The 14,966-nt window shown below is 55.9% G+C and carries 15 protein-coding genes and 1 riboswitch; of the genes, 12 read left to right on the top strand and 3 right to left on the bottom strand.

Going from position 1 to position 14,966, the window contains the following annotated elements:
- Positions 1-114 precede the first annotated feature (114 nt).
- The 3 genes from malE to malG all read left to right on the top strand — a co-directional run bounded on the left by malE (position 115) and on the right by malG (position 3,884).
- Positions 115-1,305, top strand: a complete 1,191-nt coding sequence (gene malE, locus ACOI6Z_RS19945) for a maltose/maltodextrin ABC transporter substrate-binding protein MalE (protein ID WP_004206285.1) — start codon at positions 115-117, stop codon at positions 1,303-1,305.
- Positions 1,306-1,434: 129 nt separating this feature from the next.
- Entirely contained in the window at positions 1,435-2,979 is a 1,545-nt protein-coding gene (gene malF, locus ACOI6Z_RS19940; RefSeq protein ID WP_023291623.1) for a maltose ABC transporter permease MalF, read from the top strand.
- A 14-nt stretch (positions 2,980-2,993) separates the two neighbouring features.
- Positions 2,994-3,884: a maltose ABC transporter permease MalG gene (gene malG, locus ACOI6Z_RS19935; protein ID WP_002884725.1), complete on the top strand. Its 891-nt coding sequence runs from the start codon at positions 2,994-2,996 to the stop codon at positions 3,882-3,884.
- Between the two features lie 194 nt (positions 3,885-4,078).
- Here the strand turns inward: malG and psiE are convergent, their stop codons facing one another.
- Positions 4,079-4,489, bottom strand: coding sequence for a phosphate-starvation-inducible protein PsiE (psiE, locus tag ACOI6Z_RS19930; RefSeq protein WP_004206282.1), 411 nt, complete (start codon positions 4,487-4,489; stop codon positions 4,079-4,081).
- Between the two features lie 370 nt (positions 4,490-4,859).
- On the opposite strand from psiE, the gene ACOI6Z_RS19925 reads away from it, so the two are divergent.
- The 6 genes from ACOI6Z_RS19925 to ACOI6Z_RS19900 all read left to right on the top strand — a co-directional run bounded on the left by ACOI6Z_RS19925 (position 4,860) and on the right by ACOI6Z_RS19900 (position 8,737).
- Complete coding sequence (locus tag ACOI6Z_RS19925) at positions 4,860-6,137, top strand: serine dehydratase subunit alpha family protein (protein WP_049013097.1); 1,278 nt, start codon at positions 4,860-4,862, stop codon at positions 6,135-6,137.
- A 62-nt stretch (positions 6,138-6,199) separates the two neighbouring features.
- A complete protein-coding gene (locus ACOI6Z_RS19920) occupies positions 6,200-6,940 on the top strand; it encodes an AzlC family ABC transporter permease (RefSeq protein ID WP_023291621.1) in 741 nt (246 codons plus the stop codon).
- Complete coding sequence (locus tag ACOI6Z_RS19915) at positions 6,933-7,253, top strand: AzlD domain-containing protein (protein ID WP_004206276.1); 321 nt, start codon at positions 6,933-6,935, stop codon at positions 7,251-7,253. Before ACOI6Z_RS19920 ends, ACOI6Z_RS19915 begins: the two co-directional genes overlap by 8 nt.
- Positions 7,254-7,273: 20 nt before the next feature.
- Positions 7,274-7,654: a Rid family detoxifying hydrolase gene (locus ACOI6Z_RS19910; protein ID WP_065813168.1), complete on the top strand. Its 381-nt coding sequence runs from the start codon at positions 7,274-7,276 to the stop codon at positions 7,652-7,654.
- Between the two features lie 109 nt (positions 7,655-7,763).
- A complete protein-coding gene (locus ACOI6Z_RS19905) occupies positions 7,764-8,273 on the top strand; it encodes a GNAT family N-acetyltransferase (protein ID WP_032454554.1) in 510 nt (169 codons plus the stop codon).
- Between the two features lie 8 nt (positions 8,274-8,281).
- On the top strand, positions 8,282-8,737 hold the full coding sequence (locus tag ACOI6Z_RS19900) for an acyltransferase (RefSeq protein ID WP_023291618.1): 456 nt from the start codon (positions 8,282-8,284) through the stop codon (positions 8,735-8,737).
- Positions 8,738-8,785: 48 nt separating this feature from the next.
- Here the strand turns inward: ACOI6Z_RS19900 and pgi are convergent, their stop codons facing one another.
- A complete protein-coding gene (pgi, locus tag ACOI6Z_RS19895) occupies positions 8,786-10,435 on the bottom strand; it encodes a glucose-6-phosphate isomerase (protein WP_023291617.1) in 1,650 nt (549 codons plus the stop codon).
- A 348-nt stretch (positions 10,436-10,783) separates the two neighbouring features.
- A riboswitch (Lysine riboswitch) is annotated at positions 10,784-11,019 on the top strand.
- Between the two features lie 179 nt (positions 11,020-11,198).
- On the opposite strand from pgi, the gene lysC reads away from it, so the two are divergent.
- From lysC to ACOI6Z_RS19880, 3 genes are all read left to right on the top strand, one after another.
- Complete coding sequence (gene lysC, locus ACOI6Z_RS19890) at positions 11,199-12,548, top strand: lysine-sensitive aspartokinase 3 (protein WP_017900129.1); 1,350 nt, start codon at positions 11,199-11,201, stop codon at positions 12,546-12,548.
- Between the two features lie 138 nt (positions 12,549-12,686).
- On the top strand, positions 12,687-13,616 hold the full coding sequence (panS, locus tag ACOI6Z_RS19885; protein WP_023291615.1) for a ketopantoate/pantoate/pantothenate transporter PanS: 930 nt from the start codon (positions 12,687-12,689) through the stop codon (positions 13,614-13,616).
- Between the two features lie 116 nt (positions 13,617-13,732).
- Positions 13,733-14,005, top strand: coding sequence for a DUF3811 domain-containing protein (locus ACOI6Z_RS19880; RefSeq protein WP_004177859.1), 273 nt, complete (start codon positions 13,733-13,735; stop codon positions 14,003-14,005).
- Here the strand turns inward: ACOI6Z_RS19880 and rluF are convergent.
- Entirely contained in the window at positions 14,002-14,877 is an 876-nt protein-coding gene (gene rluF / locus ACOI6Z_RS19875; RefSeq protein WP_044525123.1) for a 23S rRNA pseudouridine(2604) synthase RluF, read from the bottom strand. The two genes, ACOI6Z_RS19880 and rluF, sit on opposite strands and share 4 nt — an antisense overlap.
- Positions 14,878-14,966 lie beyond the last annotated feature (89 nt).

Raw genomic sequence — 14,966 nt, 5'->3', positions numbered from 1 at the left:
AGCGGGTGGGGCGTAGACCTGGGGAGGATGGAAAGGGGTTGTTAAAAAAGGAAACTCATCATCGTTAAGCCACCGAAGTGTATCCACGAGTACAACACCAAAAAGGACGGGTATATGAAAATCAAAACTGGCGCTCGCATCCTCGCGCTGTCGGCACTGACCACGATGATGTTTTCCGCCTCTGCCCTCGCGAAAATTGAAGAAGGTAAGCTGGTTATCTGGATTAACGGCGACAAAGGCTACAACGGCCTCGCTGAAGTGGGTAAAAAGTTTGAAAAAGACACCGGCATTAAAGTTTCTGTAGAACACCCGGACAAGCTGGAAGAGAAATTCCCGCAGGTTGCGGCGACCGGCGACGGCCCGGACATCATCTTCTGGGCGCATGACCGTTTCGGCGGCTACGCGCAGTCCGGCCTGCTGGCGGAAATCACCCCGGACAAAGCGTTCCAGGACAAACTCTATCCGTTCACCTGGGATGCCGTTCGCTATAACGGCAAACTGATCGCCTACCCGATCGCGGTGGAAGCGCTGTCCCTGATTTACAACAAAGACCTGGTGCCGAACCCGCCGAAGACCTGGGAAGAGATCCCGGCGCTGGATAAAGAACTGAAAGCGAAAGGTAAGAGCGCGCTGATGTTCAACCTGCAGGAACCGTACTTCACCTGGCCGCTGATCGCTGCCGACGGCGGATACGCGTTCAAGTTTGAAAACGGCAAGTACGATGTGAAAGACGTCGGCGTGGACAGCGCAGGCGCGAAAGCGGGCCTGACCTTCCTGGTTGACCTGATCAAGAACAAGCACATGAATGCCGATACCGATTACTCCATCGCGGAAGCGGCCTTCAACAAAGGTGAAACCGCGATGACCATCAACGGTCCGTGGGCGTGGTCTAACATCGATAAGAGCAAGGTTAACTACGGCGTGACCCTGCTGCCGACTTTTAAAGGCAAACCATCGAAACCGTTCGTTGGCGTGCTGAGCGCGGGGATCAACGCCGCCAGCCCGAACAAAGAGCTGGCGAAAGAGTTCCTCGAAAACTACCTGATGACCGATCAGGGTCTGGAATCCGTTAACAACGACAAACCGCTGGGTGCGGTGGCGCTGAAATCCTTCCAGGAAAAACTGGAAAAAGATCCGCGCATCGCTGCCACCATGGCGAACGCCCAGAAAGGCGAAATTATGCCTAACATCCCGCAGATGTCTGCCTTCTGGTATGCCGTTCGTACCGCGGTTATCAACGCCGCCAGCGGTCGTCAGACTGTCGATGCTGCGCTGAAGGATGCCCAGAGCCGTATCACTAAGTAATGCTGTAGCGTACGTGCCGGATGGCGGCATGAATGCCTTATCCGGCCTACACAATCCGTAGGCCGGATAAGCGCAGCGCCATCAGGCACTGACGCCGACAGATGTTTAACGCTGTAGAGGATGATCCCCATGGATGCCGTTAAAAAGAGACACTGGTGGCAAAGTCCGCAACTCACATGGTCTGTGATTGGCTTACTGTGCCTGCTGGTGGGTTACCTTGTTGTTTTGATGTACGCCCAGGGGGAGTACCTGTTCGCCATCATGACGCTGATTTTAAGCTCAGTTGGCCTGTATATTTTCGCTAATCGCAAGGCCTATGCCTGGCGCTATGTCTATCCCGGCCTCGCCGGCATGGGCCTGTTTGTCCTGTTTCCGCTGATCTGTACTATCGCTATCGCGTTCACCAACTACAGCAGCACCAACCAGCTGACCTTTGAGCGCGCGCAGCAGGTGCTGATGGATCGCTCCTTCCAGGCCGGCAAAGCCTATAACTTCACGCTGATCCCGGCAGGCGACGAGTGGAAGCTGGCCTTGACCGATGGCGAGAGCGGTAAAAACTACCTTTCCGATGCCTTTAAATTCGGCGGCGAGCAGAAGCTGGCGTTAAAAGAAACTGACGCCCTGCCGGAAGGCGAGCGCGCCAACCTGCGCGTCATTACCCAGAACCGCACCGCGCTGAACCAGCTGACCGCCGTACTGCCTGATGACAGCAAAGTGATCATGAGCTCGCTGCGCCAGTTCTCCGGCACCCAACCGCTGTATACGCTTGGCGAAAACGGCGAGCTGACCAACAATCAAACCCACGTCAAATACCGCCCGAACAACGACGTTGGTTTCTACCAGGCAATCAACGCCGATGGTAGCTGGGGCACAGAAAAGCTGAGCCCGGGCTACACCGTGACTATTGGCTGGGATAACTTTACCCGCGTCTTCCACGATGAAGGCATCCAGAAACCGTTCTTCGCGATCTTCGTCTGGACGGTGGTGTTCTCGGTTCTGACCGTGGTGCTGACCGTCGCGGTGGGGATGATCCTCGCCTGCCTGGTGCAGTGGGAAGCGTTGAAAGGCAAAGCGATTTACCGTGTCCTGCTGATTCTGCCGTATGCCGTACCGTCATTTATTTCGATTCTGATTTTCAAAGGCCTGTTCAACCAGAGCTTTGGTGAAATCAACATGATGCTCAGCGCGCTGTTCGGCATTAAACCGGCGTGGTTTAGCGACCCGACCACCGCGCGCACCATGATCATCATCGTCAACACCTGGCTGGGCTACCCGTACATGATGATCCTGTGCATGGGGCTGCTGAAGGCGATTCCGGATGATCTGTACGAAGCGTCGGCAATGGATGGCGCCGGCCCGTTCCAGAACTTCTTTAAAATTACCTTCCCGCTGCTGATTAAGCCGCTGACGCCGCTGATGATCGCCAGCTTCGCCTTTAACTTTAACAACTTCGTCCTGATTCAACTGTTGACCAACGGCGGTCCGGACCGTCTCGGCACCACCACCCCGGCCGGTTATACCGACCTGCTGGTGAGCTACACCTACCGTATCGCCTTTGAAGGCGGCGGCGGTCAGGACTTCGGCCTGGCGGCGGCTATCGCAACGCTTATCTTCCTGCTGGTTGGCGCGTTAGCGATTGTGAACCTGAAAGCCACACGCATGAAGTTTGATTAAGGGAGATAACGATAATGGCTATGGTCCAACCCAAATCGCAGAAGCTACGTTTATTTACCACGCATCTCCTGCTACTGATTTTTATCGCCGCGATTATGTTTCCGCTGCTGATGGTTATCGCTATCTCGCTGCGCGAAGGCAACTTCGCCACCGGCAGCCTGATCCCGGATACCATCTCCTGGGAACACTGGCGTCTGGCGTTAGGCTTCAGCGTCGAACACGCGGATGGCCGCGTCACGCCGCCGCCGTTCCCGGTCCTGCTGTGGCTGTGGAACTCGATTAAGGTCGCCGGGATTACCGCGATCGGTATCGTCGCCCTCTCCACCACCTGTGCCTACGCTTTTGCCCGTATGCGCTTCCCGGGGAAAGCGACCCTGCTGAAAGGGATGTTGATTTTCCAGATGTTCCCGGCGGTGCTGTCGCTGGTTGCCCTGTACGCGTTGTTTGACCGCCTGGGCCAGTACATCCCGTTCGTCGGCCTCAACACCCACGGCGGCGTGATCTTTGCCTACATGGGCGGTATCGCCCTGCACGTCTGGACGATTAAAGGCTACTTCGAAACCATCGATGGCTCGCTGGAAGAAGCGGCGGCGCTGGATGGCGCGACCCCATGGCAGGCGTTCCGCCTCGTGCTGCTGCCGCTGTCGGTGCCGATTCTGGCGGTGGTCTTTATTCTGTCGTTCATCGCCGCCATCACCGAAGTGCCGGTCGCCTCGCTGCTGCTGCGCGATGTGAACAGCTATACCCTGGCGGTAGGCATGCAACAGTATCTCAACCCGCAGAACTATCTGTGGGGCGATTTTGCCGCCGCGGCGGTACTCTCCGCCATCCCAATCACGGTAGTGTTCCTGCTGGCGCAGCGCTGGCTGGTGAACGGCCTGACGGCGGGTGGGGTGAAAGGTTAAGTTTTTTTTGTAACACCGGCCCCAAATTTCAGATGGGGGCCGACGGTCTAGCCGCAATACACGACCCCAACCGGGTATTGTCGCCGTCGCCCTCAGCTGAAAAAGTAAGGCCAATGCCACTGCTATCCTCAACTGGACCCTACATAAATTCTATTTGTGACTGTTGGTCAGCGGCCCTGGAGGCCGCTTTTTTTTTATTCGCGTTTCAGGCGATTGGAGTTACACAGCCAGAGCGTAATCACCAGGATCAGGATCGCGGCGGAGTATATGAGCACCGCCATCGGCGATTCATGATCGATGATGATCAAACGCACAATCGCGGTGATGCCGATATAGACGAAATAGCGCAGCGGGAAGTGGAACCCCGACTGAAAATACTTGACGATCAGCGCGATAAATTCGAAGTAGAGAAAGTAGACCACCAGTCCTTCCACCAGCCGGTACTTACTGGTCGGCTCCGGGGTAAAGAGGACATCGGCCAGATGCAGCGTCTCTTTACCGAGGAAGACAATCAGGATAATCCCCAGGCACAGCAGCCCCAGATTCAAAACCGTTTGCATCGCAGTGGCGATGAAATTCACCAGTGGGCGATAAACCGACGACATATTCACACCTCATAATCAGTCCTTGTTGCGTCCGGTATAGCGCAAAAGTGTGATCCAGATCTACAGTTACCCCTCACCGCGTGGGCTTTCCACGTTTGCGCCCTCAGGACAGGATTTCGGCAAAAGAGAAAAATGCTCTCCTTAACGGCGTGTGATCGACATAACTGAATCCCCTTTTTTGTATAAAACTATCCCTGCACAGTCATTGTTAATCAATAACTTAATTTACATACAGACCTGCATGTTTAGATAAGGCTAAAAATAAAATTTTTCTCCAGACATTAATAAATAAAGGGTTATTTGAGAAAGTTTTTTTCTGCCGATTCCCTTAGCATATTTCCTCATCATCTTACGTCCAGGAATCATAATAATGTCTGACCAAGCATCCTCACTTTTTATTCGCTGGCTACAGCGAGAAGTCGCACCAGCATTAGGTTGTACGGAACCTGTTGCTATTTCATTTACCACCGCTTACGCCGCGAAACATTTAGCGACACCCTGCGAAAAAATTAGCGGTTTTATTTCTGCCAATCTGTACAAAAACGCCACGGGCGTCACGATTCCCGGCACGACAGTTAATGGCGTCGCGCTGGCCGCCGCCATCGGCGCCTTTGGTGGCGATGCCGATAAGGGATTACAGACCCTGGCAGGCATTACTTCACAGCATGTGGAACAGGCACAAGCGCTGGTGGATGCCGGCCACGTTACTATTGACGTCCAGGATACGCCTGACTTTATTCATCTCGATCTCACCCTCAGCGCCGGTGACCAGACCTGTCGCGTCGTGGTAAAAGGCACGCATACCAATGTGGTCGAGTTATATATTAATGGCGAACAGCAGCCATTACACGCCGGGGAAAATAGCGCCACAGCGCAGACTGAACTGCCAACTTTCTCTCTCCAGGAAGCGTATGACTTTATTATCTCCACCCCGGTTGAGAATATTACGTTTATTCTGGAAGCCGCCCGCCTCAATAGCGCACTGGCTGCAGAAGGCAAATCGAAAAAGTATGGGTTGAATATTAACGGAACATTCTCTGAAGCCGTTAAAAATGGTTTGTTAAGTAATGACTTAATGAGCGAGGTCATTATCAACACCGTCGCAGCTTCCGATGCGCGTATGGGCGGAGCCCCGGTGGTCGCCATGTCGAACTTCGGCTCTGGCAACCAGGGGATCGCAGCGACCATGCCGGTAGTTACCGTCGCCGAGCATCTGAATGCCGATCAAGAGACGCTCGCTCGCGCGCTGGCGCTCTCGCATCTGACGGCCATTTCCATCCATTCGCGCTATACCCGCCTGTCCGCACTGTGCGCGGCCTCCACCGCCGCCATGGGCGCCGCCGCCGGTATGGCATGGCTGTTTACCCGCAATATCGAAACCATCAACACCGCCATCATCAATATGATTAGCGATGTTACCGGCATGATTTGCGATGGCGCTTCCAACAGCTGCGCGATGAAGGTCTCCTCGGTGGTTTCCAGCGCCTTTAAATCTGTGTTGATGGCGATGCAAAACCGCTGCGCCAGCGCCAACGACGGCATTGTCTGCGCCGACGTCGAACAGTCGATTAATAACCTGTGCCGCCTCGTGATTAAGCCTATGGCGCAAACCGATAAAGAGATCATTCGCATTATGGTCAGCAAATAAGACCAGCCCTTTTGTACCCTACGCAATAATGATTTATTGCCTGCACCAACAGGTATTTTACGATGAATAAAAAAGTCATATTACGCGGCGCCAGCGCCATTATGCCCCTGTGCATCGGGGACTTTCCTTTCTCGTTCATTGTTGGCGCATTAAGCGTCAGCGCCGGCATGAGCGTCTGGCAAAGTACCGCGTGGTCGGCGATTGTGATTGCCGGTTCGGCGCAAATGCTGGCACTGAATATGTTAAAAACCGGGGCCACGCTCGGCGTGATTATTTTCACCACATTAATTATTAATCTTCGCCATGTGCTGTATAGCGCCTCTATTTCCGGCACCGTGCGCGAAGCCTCATTCTTTAAAAAATGCTTTATGTCCTATGCGCTCACCGACGAGGTGTATGCCACTACCGTCAAAGAGATGGAAGGAAATAAAAAGGAAAAATATCTGTTTTATGGTTCGGCGATGGTCACCTTCTGGGCGATTTGGGTGCTGGCCGATTTTCTTGGCGCGCTGGTCGGCGCCTCGTTTCCCCACATTGAGAAATACGGTCTCGATTTCGCCATGGTCGCCGCCTTTATCGCCATCGTGGTGCCGCAAATTAAAAGCCAGGCCTGCACCGTCGCCGCGGTAGTGGCCGCCGTTTCCGGCGTGCTGTTAGTGGTCCTGCCCTACTCGCTGGGTATCGTCGTCGCCTCCGTGCTCGGCGTCCTTGCCGGCCTGTGCGTCGACCTGGCGGAAGAGCGCAAGCAGATGGCAACAACCGAATCCGACATGCCGTTAGTGGAGGCGCTGGAAAATGAGTAATAGCTATTTTATCGCCCTGACGCTGGGCATGGCCGCGGTCACTTTTCTTATTCGTTTCTCGTTTATCGGCCTGGCCGGCAAGATCCAGATGTCTGAGCGGGTGACCAAAACATTGCGCTTCGTGCCGGTCACCGTCCTGCCGGCCATCATCACCATTCAGATCCTGAGCGTGAATTCCAGCATGGAGTTCGACTTAAAAAATCCGAAGGTGATCGCCGCCATTATCTGTACGCTCGCCAGCTTCCGTTTAGGTCTGGTGTGGGTGGTGGTGAGCGGCGTCGGCTCGCTGGTGCTGTTGAATTATTTTCTGTAACTGTTTGAAGGGGTAACCACATGATTATTACTACCGCTGACGCGCCCGCCGCGATTGGTCCGTACGTTCAGGGCGTCAATCTCGGCGCGATGACCCTCACCTCCGGCCAGCTGCCCATTAATCCGCAGGACGGCACCATGCCCGACGACATTGCCGAACAGACGCGCCAGTCGCTGGAGAACGTGAAAGCCATCGTCGAAGCCGCCAGCCTCACCGTTGGTCAGATCGTCAAAACCACGGTGTTTGTGAAAGACCTGGCGGATTTTGCCGCCATTAATGCCGCCTACGAGGCCTTCTTTACCGAACATCAGGCGGCCTTTCCGGCGCGCTCCTGCGTGGAAGTGGCCAGGTTACCGAAAGACGCTGGCGTCGAAATCGAAGCGATCGCTTTCGCCCGTTAATCCCTCCGGCTGGAGGAAGAACCTCCAGCCCCTTCCCCACCGATTTTTGTCGTTCCACGTTGTTCATATTACAGGCACTATAGCCACTGAACGACCCGAGGAACGCAGCATGTTAACTATCCGAAAGGCATTGCCCGAGGACGCGCCACAACTGAGCGCGATGGGTTATGCCAGTTACCAGCACCACTTCGCCCATCTCTGGCGCAATGCCGATGAACTGGCGTTATTTCTTAAGCAAGAATATGCCGAAGATGCGCTACGTCGGAGTCTTACCGATGCCAACCATCATTGGCTCATCGCCGAAGCCGCTTCCCCCGTTGGTTTCGCTAAATATAGCTTTCAGCAGCGAATGGCTGAAGATGGCACGATGGGTACGCTGCTGCATAAGCTCTACCTGATGCCGGGGGAGACTGGCCACCGCTACGGCGAGCAGATTTTTCACGCCGTCGAGACGCGAGCAAAAACGGCCGGCGAACGCTGGCTGTGGCTGGAAGTACTCGCCGCGAATCCCGCCGCGCGCCGTTTTTACGAACGCCAGGGGATGCAGCACATCAGAGACACGACTTTCCATTCCGCCAGCCAGCAAAGCACCTTGCATATTCTGGCCAAACCGCTGTGAGAGGAACTATGCCTGAGCTTCGTGATACCGGCGTACGTAACGTCGTCTGTGGGAAAAATGTCGTTATTTACCAGCCCGCCAACCTGTACGACTGCACGCTGGGTGATAACGTCTTCGTTGGACCGTTCGTTGAGATCCAGGGGAATACCCGCATCGGCGCGGAGAGTAAAATCCAGTCGCATACCTTTATCTGCGAGTACGTCACCATTGGCCGGCGCTGTTTTATCGGTCACGGGGTGATGTTCGCCAACGACCTGTTTCGCGACGGCAAACCAAACGCCGACCGCGCCAGCTGGGGGCGGATTGAGATTGGCGATGACGTGTCGATCGGTAGCGGCGCCACGATTCTGGCCGTCAACATCTGCGACGGCGTGGTGATTGGCGCGGGCAGCGTGGTGACGAAGTCCATCACCGAGAAAGGCGTGTGGGCGGGGAATCCAGCCCGCCTGCTGCGGCGGCTGTAAAAAAAATGCCGACCATAAGGTCGGCATTTCGTCTTAACGGCGCAAGCGTTATGCGCGCCAGGCTTTATAACGGTTAATCAGACCGTTAGTGGAGCTGTCGTGGCTGCTGACTTCGCTGCCGTCTTTCAGCTCCGGCAGGATGCGGTTAGCCAGCTGTTTGCCCAGCTCAACGCCCCACTGGTCGAAAGTGAAGATGTTAAGGATCGCGCCCTGGGTGAAGATTTTGTGCTCGTACAGAGCAATCAGCGCCCCGAGGCTGAACGGGGTGATCTCACGCAGCAGGATAGAGTTAGTCGGGCGGTTGCCTTCGAACACTTTGAACGGCACCACGTGCTCCAGGGTCGCCGGATCTTTACCCTGATCGCGATATTCCTGCTCCACCACTTCACGGGATTTACCGAAGGCCAGGGCCTCGGTCTGGGCGAAGAAGTTGGACAGCAGCTTCGGATGATGATCGGAGAGCGGGTTGTGGGTGATAGCCGGGGCGATGAAATCGCACGGTACCATTTTGGTGCCCTGATGGATCAGCTGGTAGAACGCGTGCTGACCGTTGGTGCCCGGCTCGCCCCAGATGATCGGGCCAGTCTGGTAGTCCACGGCGTGGCCGTTACGGTCGACATACTTACCATTGGACTCCATGTTGCCCTGCTGGAAGTAGGCGGCAAAACGGTGCATGTACTGGTCGTAAGGCAGAATCGCTTCGGTTTCCGCACCGAAGAAGTTGTTGTACCAGATACCGATCAGCGCCAGCAGCACCGGCAGATTTTTCTCCGCCGGGGTGGTGGAGAAGTGCTTATCCATCGCATGCGCGCCAGACAGCAGCTCAACGAAGTTGTCGAAGCCCACGGAGAGAATGATGGACAGGCCAATCGCCGACCACAGGGAGTAACGGCCGCCAACCCAGTCCCAGAATTCGAACATGTTGGCGGTGTCGATGCCGAACTCGCCAACCGCTTTCGCGTTGGTGGAGAGCGCCGCGAAGTGTTTAGCCACATGCTTGTCGTCGCCCGCGGTCGCCAGGAACCAGTCGCGCGCGCTGTGGGCGTTGGTCATGGTCTCCTGAGTGGTGAAGGTTTTGGACGCGACCAGGAACAGGGTGGTTTCCGGGTTGACGTTCTTCAGCACTTCGGCGATGTGGGTGCCATCGACGTTGGAGACAAAGTGCATGTTGAGGTGATTTTTATACGGACGCAGCGCTTCGGTGACCATGAACGGACCGAGGTCGGAGCCACCGATACCAATGTTGACCACGTCGGTGATCGGTTTGCCGGTGTAGCCTTTCCAGCTGCCGGAGATAATCGCTTCAGAGAAGGCTTTCATCTTCTCCAGCACAGCGTTCACTTCCGGCATCACATCTTTGCCATCAACCACAATCGGCGTATTGCTGCGGTTGCGCAGCGCGACGTGGAGTACCGCACGATCTTCGGTGCGGTTGATCTTTTCACCGGAGAACATCGACTTGATGGCGCCTGCGAGATCGGTCTCTTTCGCCAGATCCTGCAGTTTAGCCAGCGTCTCTTCGGTGATGCGGTTTTTGGAGAAGTCCACCAGCATCAGATCGTCGAACGTCGCGGAAAACTTAGAAAAACGGTCGCTATCTTTGGCGAACAGCTCGCTGATAGTGACATCTTTCATTTCGTCGAAGTGTTTCTGTAATGCCTGCCAGGCAGAGGTCTGCGTTGGGTTGATGTTTTTCATTAGCAATACTCTTCTGATTTGAGATTGTGACTTCGGTCGATTGTAGCGCCGGTGACGGAAAATTGTGATGATTTTTGTGACTTGTCCCTGACGCCGGTCAGGAATCAGGTCAAAACGGAGTAAAAAGCCCCATTAGTATAGCTATCATAAGGCTTTTTTCTGTTAGCCGCAGGGGCATGAAAAATCCGCATAACCGCAGCGTTGACATAGCTGGCGTTAAGCCTTTATATATCCGCAGTGCTTACGTATTGTAAGTATCTATTGCTCGCGCATTTCACGCTACAGCGAAAGGGTATTCGCGGGGGATATAATGTCCTTATTCCCCCGGCCAGGTGAAAGACGTCGGTAATTGCCAGAAGAGGTGCGTTGCCCAGGTAACCGTATTGGAGGAACCAGTCCGGCGAAAATACGTGAGGGGGAGCAACGCCGAGGTGAAAGAGCGTCTGGTTACGCTCCTCACCGGCCACAGGGGCTGAATCCCCTGGGTTGTCACCAGAAACGTTCGCAGTCGGGCGTTTCATACCCGAACACTTCAGCGCCCAGAGCGGTGAGTCGGGTCTACAAGGTGGAGCACTTCTGGGTGACATCGTAGTTGTTTATCATTCTGCGCCACCCTGTTTATCGCTCTTCCCTTGTGCCATGGCTGAATAATTTGGCCTGGCTTATTAAGACATTTTGTTGCGATCCGGCGGCATCCAGCCCCTGTCAGGATCGGTGTTCAGGAATCGTTTTAATAAGTCAGGCCCCCTGACACGAGGTTGTTATGACAGATTTAGTCGTCGCCAAATTTGGCGGCACCAGCGTTGCTGATTTTGACGCGATGAACCGCAGCATTGATGTGGCGCTGCTCGATGCCAATACCCGTATTGTTGTGCTCTCCGCCTCTGCCGGCGTGACCAACATTCTGGTGGCCTTAGCGGAAGGGCTGGAACCCACCGAACGTTTTTCCCAGCTGGACGCTCTGCGCCAGATCCAGTTCAATATTCTGGAGCGTTTGCGCTATCCCAACGTGATCCGCGAAGAGATTGAGCGCCTGCTGGAAAATATCACCACGCTGGCGGAAGCCGCCGCGCTCGCCTCCTCTAGCGCGCTGACTGACGAACTGGTCAGCCATGGCGAACTGATGTCCACCCTGCTGTTTGTAGAGATTCTGCGTGAGCGCGGAATTCAGGCGCAGTGGTTTGACGCCCGTAAAGTGCTGCGCACTAACGATCGCTTTGGTCGCGCCGAACCGGATATCGCCGCCGTCGCCGAACTGACTCAGCAGCAGCTGACGCCGCGTCTGGCGGAAGGCCTGGTGGTGACGCAGGGCTTTATCGGCAGCGAAGCGAAAGGCCGCACCACCACCCTCGGCCGCGGCGGCAGCGACTATACCGCCGCTCTGCTCGGCGAAGCGCTGAATGCCACCCGCGTCGATATCTGGACCGATGTGCCCGGGATCTATACGACCGACCCACGCGTCGCGCCTGCGGCGAAACGCATCGACGTCATCGCCTTTGAAGAGGCGGCGGAAATGGCCACCTTTGGCGCCAAAGTGCTGCACCCGGCGACCCTGCTGCCTGCCGTGCGCAGCGATATCCCGGTATTTGTCGGCTCCAGTAAAGAACCTAAAGCGGGCGGTACGCTGGTGTGTAAAACCACCGAGAACCCGCCGCTGTTCCGCGCGCTGGCGCTGCGTCGCCGCCAGACGCTGCTGACGCTGCACAGCCTGAATATGCTGCACTCCCGCGGCTTCCTCGCCGAAGTGTTCGGTATTCTGGCGCGCCATAACATCTCCGTCGATTTGATCACCACCTCCGAAGTGAGCGTGGCCCTGACCATGGACACCACTGGCTCAACCTCTGCGGGCGATACCCTGCTGACCCAGGCGCTGCTGACCGAGCTCTCCTCGCTGTGCCGCGTGGAAGTGGAAGAAGACCTGGCGCTGGTTGCCCTGATCGGCAACGAGCTGTCGAAAGCCTGCGGCGTCGGCAAAGAGGTGTTTGGCGTCCTTGATCCGTTTAACATCCGCATGATCTGCTATGGCGCGTCCAGCCACAACCTCTGCTTCCTTGTGCCTGGCGCCGATGCGGAGAAGGTGGTGCAGACGTTGCATCATAATTTGTTTGAATAAAATTCCTTAGCACGATAAACAATACCTATAGCCGGGCTCGAACCCGGCTTTTTTATAACAACATCAACACAACCAGCTGACCTGCTCGCCGCCCTACCGGGACGGCGCGGCCGGTTTGCGTATCGCAAGGAACACAACATGCTCGCAACTCTGACGCGGCTGTTCCCGTTATGGGCACTGCTGCTCTCCGTTCTGGCCTATTACACCCCCACCACCTTCACCCCGATCGGCCCGTGGGTTACCACCCTGCTGATGCTGATTATGTTCGGTATGGGGGTACATCTGAAGCTGGCGGATTTCAAACGCGTCCTGTCGCGTCCGGCGCCGGTCGCCGCAGGGATATTTCTGCACTATCTGGTGATGCCGCTCGCCGCCTGGCTGCTGGCGCTGCTGTTTCATATGCCGCCGGAGCTCTCCGCCGGGATGGTGCTGGTGGGCAGCGTCGCCAGCGGGACGGCCTCCAACGTGATGATCTTTCTGGCCAAAGGGGATGTGGCCCTGTCGGTGACCATCTCCTCGGTCTCCACCCTGGTCGGCGTCATCGCGACGCCGCTGCTGACCCGTCTGTACGTCGACGCGCACATTCAGGTCGACGTCATGGGGATGTTGCTGAGCATTCTGCAGATTGTGGTCATTCCCATCGCCCTGGGGCTGATTGTCCATCATCTGCTGCCGAAGGTGGTGAAAGCGGTGGAGCCGTTCCTGCCCGCTTTCTCGATGGTGTGCATTTTGGCGATCATCAGCGCGGTGGTGGCGGGTTCCGCGGCCCATATCGCGTCCGTCGGCCTGGTGGTGATTATCGCAGTGATCCTGCATAACACCATCGGCCTGCTCGGCGGCTACTGGGGCGGACGTCTGTTTGGTTTTGATGAATCCACCTGCCGTACGCTGGCGATCGAGGTGGGGATGCAGAACTCCGGCCTGGCGGCCGCGCTGGGTAAAATTTACTTCGGCCCGCTGGCGGCGCTGCCGGGAGCCCTGTTCTCCGTCTGGCATAACCTGTCCGGTTCGCTGCTGGCCGGATACTGGTCAGGGAAGCCCATCGCCAAAAAAACCAGCAAGCGCTGAGCGTGACACGTCCGGGCGCCGGCCCGGACGTGTGCCTGCTTTAGTTGCCATACAGGCTATCAGTAAAATATTCATTGCCGTACACTGGGTGCTCTGGTCTGACTGAGGGCACCACCATGGCACTCCCCCGTATTACACAAAAAGAGATGACCGAGCGCGAACAGCGCGAATTGAAAACGCTGCTTGACCGCGCGCGCATTGCGCACGGCCGCCCGCTGAGCAATGCGGAAACGAACAGCGTAAAAAAGGAATATATCGATAAGCTGATGGCCCAGCGTGAAGCGGAAGCGAAGAAAGCCCGCCAGGTGAAAAAACAGCAGGCTTATAAGACAGATAAGGAAGCGACCTTTTCCTGGTCGGCGAATACGCCGACCCGCGGCAGGCGTTAACGCCCTTTCTTTTTACGTCCCGGCTGGGTGAAACGTTTGCCGTTGCCAGTCGGGCGGCCCTTATCGTTGCTATTTTCCATCTTCACCACCGGGCGCTTGATGCCGGGGGTCGCCGCTTTGGCCTTCGGCTTAGCTTTCGGCTTCGCTTCGGAAGAAGAGTTTTCAATCAGCTTGAACAGATCGATCAGCTCGTCATCGGTCAGATCGCGCCACTCACCCAGCGGGATCCCCGTCAGGCTGACGTTCATAATCCGCGTACGCTCAAGCTTCGTCACTTCATAGCCAAAGTGCTCGCACATGCGACGGATCTGGCGATTCAGCCCCTGCACCAGAGTGATGCGGAAAACGAACGGCGCTTCTTTCTTTACCTTACATTTTTTGGTCACGGTCCCGAGAATCGGTACCCCCGCGCCCATGCCGCGAATGAACTCATCGGTCACCGGCTTATCGACCGTAACCAGATACTCTTTTTCATGGTCGTTGCCGGCGCGCAGGATCTTATTCACCAGGTCGCCGTGATTGGTGAGGAAGATCAGCCCCTGGGAGTCTTTATCCAGACGGCCGATAGGGAAGATACGCTTGCTGTGGTTGACGAAATCGACAATGTTGTCGCGCTCGCCGTCTTCCGTGGTGCTCACAATGCCGACCGGCTTATTCAGCGCAATCAGCACCAGATCATCCGCTTCGCGCGGCTCAATCAACCGTCCGTTAACTTTGACCAGGTCGCCAGGCTTCACCTGATCGCCAATTGTGGCGCGCTTGCCATTGATAAAGACGTTGCCTTGTTCAATAAAGCGGTCCGCTTCGCGACGCGAGCAGATGCCGCTTTCACTGATGTATTTGTTTAATCGGGTTGATGAGTCGGGCAGCATAGATTCTCCTGTAAAAGCGAAATATACCCTACCTTGCGGGCGAGAAAAAACCTGGATTGCGTTATTCATTATTCAACGGCTTCGTCGGG

It is taken from the genome of Klebsiella sp. C239 (genome assembly GCF_048822715.1).
GTDB lineage: Bacteria > Pseudomonadota > Gammaproteobacteria > Enterobacterales > Enterobacteriaceae > Klebsiella > Klebsiella quasipneumoniae.
This window is presented reverse-complemented; position numbering and strand designations above follow the sequence as displayed.

Excerpts from the sequence above, each read along its gene's own strand:
- malE (WP_004206285.1), top strand. The coding sequence starts at position 115 with ATGAAAATCAAAACTGGCGCTCGCATCCTCGCGCTGTCGGCACTGACC.
- malF (WP_023291623.1), top strand. The coding sequence starts at position 1,435 with ATGGATGCCGTTAAAAAGAGACACTGGTGGCAAAGTCCGCAACTCACA.
- malG (WP_002884725.1), top strand. The coding sequence starts at position 2,994 with ATGGCTATGGTCCAACCCAAATCGCAGAAGCTACGTTTATTTACCACG.
- psiE (WP_004206282.1), bottom strand. The coding sequence starts at position 4,489 with ATGTCGTCGGTTTATCGCCCACTGGTGAATTTCATCGCCACTGCGATG.
- ACOI6Z_RS19925 (WP_049013097.1), top strand. The coding sequence starts at position 4,860 with ATGTCTGACCAAGCATCCTCACTTTTTATTCGCTGGCTACAGCGAGAA.
- ACOI6Z_RS19920 (WP_023291621.1), top strand. The coding sequence starts at position 6,200 with ATGAATAAAAAAGTCATATTACGCGGCGCCAGCGCCATTATGCCCCTG.
- ACOI6Z_RS19915 (WP_004206276.1), top strand. The coding sequence starts at position 6,933 with ATGAGTAATAGCTATTTTATCGCCCTGACGCTGGGCATGGCCGCGGTC.
- ACOI6Z_RS19910 (WP_065813168.1), top strand. The coding sequence starts at position 7,274 with ATGATTATTACTACCGCTGACGCGCCCGCCGCGATTGGTCCGTACGTT.
- ACOI6Z_RS19905 (WP_032454554.1), top strand. The coding sequence starts at position 7,764 with ATGTTAACTATCCGAAAGGCATTGCCCGAGGACGCGCCACAACTGAGC.
- ACOI6Z_RS19900 (WP_023291618.1), top strand. The coding sequence starts at position 8,282 with ATGCCTGAGCTTCGTGATACCGGCGTACGTAACGTCGTCTGTGGGAAA.
- pgi (WP_023291617.1), bottom strand. The coding sequence starts at position 10,435 with ATGAAAAACATCAACCCAACGCAGACCTCTGCCTGGCAGGCATTACAG.
- lysC (WP_017900129.1), top strand. The coding sequence starts at position 11,199 with ATGACAGATTTAGTCGTCGCCAAATTTGGCGGCACCAGCGTTGCTGAT.
- panS (WP_023291615.1), top strand. The coding sequence starts at position 12,687 with ATGCTCGCAACTCTGACGCGGCTGTTCCCGTTATGGGCACTGCTGCTC.
- ACOI6Z_RS19880 (WP_004177859.1), top strand. The coding sequence starts at position 13,733 with ATGGCACTCCCCCGTATTACACAAAAAGAGATGACCGAGCGCGAACAG.
- rluF (WP_044525123.1), bottom strand. The coding sequence starts at position 14,877 with ATGCTGCCCGACTCATCAACCCGATTAAACAAATACATCAGTGAAAGC.